Below are 3,960 nucleotides of genomic sequence, written 5' to 3'. Positions count from 1 at the left end.
GCGGGGGGGGGCCCCCCCCCCCCGCCCCGGGGGGGCCCCGGCGGCGGCGTGGCGGGCGGTCAGGAGCCGCCGGGGGCCAGCGGCAGGTAGACGCGCCCGCCCGCGGCCCGGAACTCCCCGGCCTTCTCCCGCATCCCGGCGGCGAGCGCCTCCTCCTCGGCCAGGCCGCGCTCGTCGGCATAGCGGCGGACGTCCCGGGTGATCTTCATCGAGCAGAAGTGCGGCCCGCACATCGAGCAGAAGTGCGCGGTCTTCGCGGGCGCCGCCGGGAGCGTCGCGTCATGGAACTCCCGCGCCGTGTCCGGGTCGAGCGAGAGGTTGAACTGGTCCTCCCAGCGGAAGTCGAACCGCGCGTCCGACAGCGCGTCGTCCCACGCCTGCGCGCCCGGATGCCCCTTGGCCAGGTCGGCGGCGTGCGCCGCGATCTTGTAGGCGATCACGCCCGCCTTGACGTCGTCGCGGTCGGGCAGCCCGAGGTGCTCCTTCGGCGTGACGTAGCAGAGCATCGCGGTGCCGTGCCAGCCGATCATCGCGGCACCGATCGCGGAGGTGATGTGGTCGTAGCCGGGCGCGATGTCGGTGGTCAGCGGCCCGAGCGTGTAGAACGGCGCGCCGCCGCACCACTCCTGCTGCAGGTCCACGTTCTCCTTGATCTTGTGCATCGGGACGTGGCCCGGGCCCTCGTTCATCACCTGGTTGTCGAACTCCGCCGCGATCCTCGTCAGCTCGCCCTGCGTGCGCAGCTCGGCGAACTGCGCCTCGTCGTTGGCGTCGGCGATGCAGCCGGGGCGCAGCCCGTCGCCGAGCGACCAGGTGACGTCGTAGGCCGCGAAGATCTCGCACAGCTCGCGGAAGTGGGTGTAGAGGAAGTTCTCCTCGTGGTGCGCCAGGCACCACGCCGCCATGATCGACCCGCCGCGCGAGACGATGCCGGTCCTGCGCCGCGCGGTCAGCGGCACGTACGGCAGCAGCACGCCCGCGTGCACGGTCATGTAGTCGACGCCCTGCTCGGCCTGCTCGATCACGGTGTCGCGGAAGACGTCCCAGGTCAGCTCGGCCGGGTCGCCGCCGGCCTTCTCCACCGCCTGGTACAGCGGGACGGTCCCGACCGGCACCGGCGAGTTCCGCAGGATCCATTCGCGGGTGGTGTGGATGTCCCGGCCGGTCGACAGGTCCATGATCGTGTCGGCGCCCCAGCGCGTCGCCCACGCCATCTTCTCGACCTCGTCCTCGATCGAGGACGCCACCGCCGAGTTGCCGATGTTCGCGTTCACCTTCACCAGGAAGTTCTGGCCGATGATCATCGGCTCGATCTCCGGGTGGTTGACGTTCGCGGGCAGCACCGCCCGCCCCGCCGCCAGCTCGGCGCGCACGAACTCCGGCTCCACCCCCTCGCGCAGCGCCACGAACTCCATCTCGGCGGTGATCTCCCCGCGACGCGCGTACGCGCGCTGGGTCACCGCGCCGCCGCTCGCCCGGCGCGGCCGGCGGGGGAGCAGGCCGTCGGCGACGGGCGCGGAGCGGCGCCCGTCGTCCTCGGGACGCGCCGGCCGCCCCTCGTACGGCTCGGTGTCGCCGCGCTCGGCGATCCACCCCTCCCGCAGCGCGGGCAGGCCCCTGCGGACGTCGGTCTCGTGCTCGGGGTCGGTGTACGGCCCGGACGTGTCGTACAGGACGACGACGTCGCCGTTGGTCAGCGGAACCTCCCGCATGGGAACGCGCATCCCCGGGCGGGAGCCCTGGAGGTACGTCTTGCGGGCAGCTGGAACCACGGATTCGGTCATGACGACTCGATCTCTCCCTACGCCGGCATTACCCGGTCAGGTTCATGCGGTCAGCGGCCGTCCCAGCCGCTATCTCAGCCCGGTTCGCCGGGCCCCCGCGATCTGTCGTGCTCGACGGTAACCCGCCGCACCCCCGTTGCCGCAACCGCCGTCCATGGGTTAGAACGCGCCCGCGCGTCCGGGTTGAGAGGATCACGGCATGGAGAACCACGGCATGGCGGACTTCCGCGGTGACCTCACGCTCAGGCCGGTCGGGCACGTGTCATCGCCGCTCAAGGACCGGGCCTCCGCGCCCAAGCAGGGGACCGAGGGCGCCCCCGACGCGTGGCTGGTCTTCGAGCCGTCCTACCACGCGGCCCTCGAAGGCCTCGGCGCAGGCGACCGGATCATCGTGCTGACCTGGCTGCACCAGGCGTCCCGGGACGTGCTCCGGACCCGGCCGCGCGACGACCCGCGCAACCCCGAGACCGGCGTGTTCGCGACCCGGTCCCCGGACCGGCCGAACCCGGTCGGCCTGCACCCGGTCGAGATCCTGCAGGTCACCGGCCGGCGGGTCCGGGTCCGCGGCCTGGAGGCGCTCGACGGCACGCCCGTGGTCGACGTGAAGCCCGTGCTCAAGGGCGATGCGGAGCCTTGACCGGCCCGTGGGCCGGGACGGGCCGGCCCACGTCCTAGAGTGGAGATGCATGATCACCGTCTGAGGAAGGACCCGGCATGCCCGTTTCCCCCCGGCCGCACAGCGCGACCGGCACGCAGAACGTGCTGGAGAGGACCTACGAGCGCGTCCTGGTCCGCGACCCGGGGGAGCCCGAATTCCACCAGGCCGTCCACGAGGTGCTGGAGTCGCTCGGCCCCGCGGTCGCCGGCCGTCCCGAGCTCGCCGGCCACGGGGTGCTGGAGCGGCTGGTCGAGCCCGAGCGGCAGATCGTCTTCCGGGTGCCGTGGACCGACGACTCCGGCGCGGTGCACGTCAACCGCGGCTTCCGGGTGGAGTTCAACAGCGCGCTCGGGCCGTACAAGGGCGGGCTGCGCTTCCACCCGTCGGTGAACCTCGGCATCGTCAAGTTCCTCGGCTTCGAGCAGATCTTCAAGAACGCGCTGACCGGGCTCGGCATCGGCGGCGGCAAGGGCGGCAGCGACTTCGACCCGCACGGCCGCTCGGACGCCGAGGTGATGCGGTTCTGCCAGTCGTTCATGACCGAGCTGCACCGCCACATCGGCGCCGACACCGACGTCCCGGCCGGGGACATCGGCGTCGGCGGCCGGGAGATCGGGTTCCTGTTCGGGCAGTACCGGCGGATCAGCAACCGCTGGGAGGCGGGCGTCCTCACCGGGAAGGGCCAGCCGTGGGGCGGCTCGGCCTGCCGGACGGAGGCCACCGGCTACGGCAACGTGCTGTTCACCGCCGAGATGCTCCGCAAGCGCGGCGAGGAGCTGGACGGCCAGACGGTCACCGTGTCCGGCTCCGGCAACGTCGCGATCTACAGCATCGAGAAGGCGCAGCAGCTCGGCGCCAACGTGATCACCGTGTCCGACTCGGGCGGCTACGTGGTGGACGAGAAGGGCATCGACCTCGAACTGCTCAAGCAGGTCAAGGAGGTCGAGCGCGGGCGGGTCGCCGACTACGCCGAGCGGCGCGGCGCGTCCGCCCGGTTCGTCCGGGGCGGCAGCGTCTGGGACGTGCCGGCCGACATCGCGCTGCCGTCCGCGACGCAGAACGAGCTGGACGTCCAGGCCGCGCGGATGCTGGTCCGCAACGGCGTGAAGGCCGTCTCCGAGGGCGCCAACATGCCCACCACGCCGGAGGCCGTCCACGTGCTGCAGGAGGCGGGCGTCGCGTTCGGCCCCGGCAAGGCCGCCAACGCCGGCGGCGTCGCGGTCAGCGCCCTGGAGATGCGCCAGAACGCCGGGCGGGAGATGTGGACGTTCCCGCAGGCCGAGGCGGAGCTCGCGGAGATCATGACGCGGATCCACAACACCTGCGACGAGACCTCCGAGCGCTACGGCGCGCCCGGCAACTACGTGGTGGGCGCCAACATCGCCGGGTTCGAGCGCGTCGCCGAGGCGATGCTCGCCCAGGGGGCCCAAGTTCATCGAGGTCGCGGGCGACGGCGAGCCGGACTACGCGTCGCTGGCGGACCATTTCTTCGCCGGCGTCGACTCCCACGAGCGCGCC

The 3,960-nt window shown here is 72.5% G+C and carries 3 protein-coding genes and 1 riboswitch; of the genes, 2 read left to right on the top strand and 1 reads right to left on the bottom strand.

Translation table 11 applies throughout. The annotated features are described in order from the left end of the window. Positions 1–59: 59 nt before the first annotated feature. Positions 60–1,784, bottom strand: coding sequence for a phosphomethylpyrimidine synthase ThiC (thiC, locus tag AB0C78_RS50520; RefSeq protein WP_360762941.1), 1,725 nt, complete (start codon positions 1,782–1,784; stop codon positions 60–62). Then, positions 1,780–1,893, bottom strand: a riboswitch (TPP riboswitch). Its footprint overlaps the gene before it by 5 nt. A 90-nt stretch (positions 1,894–1,983) precedes the next feature. Here thiC and tsaA point away from each other — a divergent pair. Together tsaA and gdhA are read left to right on the top strand one after the other, a co-directional pair. After that, complete coding sequence (gene tsaA, locus AB0C78_RS50515; protein ID WP_360762938.1) at positions 1,984–2,421, top strand: tRNA (N6-threonylcarbamoyladenosine(37)-N6)-methyltransferase TrmO; 438 nt, start codon at positions 1,984–1,986, stop codon at positions 2,419–2,421. A 77-nt stretch (positions 2,422–2,498) separates the two neighbouring features. Continuing rightward, the coding region (gdhA, locus tag AB0C78_RS50510) for an NADP-specific glutamate dehydrogenase (protein ID WP_360762936.1) at positions 2,499–3,960 on the top strand (1,462 nt) is incomplete at its 3' end.

It is taken from the genome of Actinomadura sp. NPDC048394, from assembly GCF_040651755.1.
GTDB classification, from domain to species: Bacteria; Actinomycetota; Actinomycetes; order Streptosporangiales; family Streptosporangiaceae; genus Spirillospora; species Spirillospora montaniterrae.
The sequence above is the reverse complement of the archived record's forward strand: the minus strand, read 5'-3'. Positions and strand labels throughout refer to the sequence as shown.

Coding starts and splice junctions, on each gene's coding strand:
- thiC (WP_360762941.1), bottom strand. CDS start 1,784: ATGACCGAATCCGTGGTTCCAGCTGCCCGCAAGACGTACCTCCAGGGC.
- tsaA (WP_360762938.1), top strand. CDS start 1,984: ATGGAGAACCACGGCATGGCGGACTTCCGCGGTGACCTCACGCTCAGG.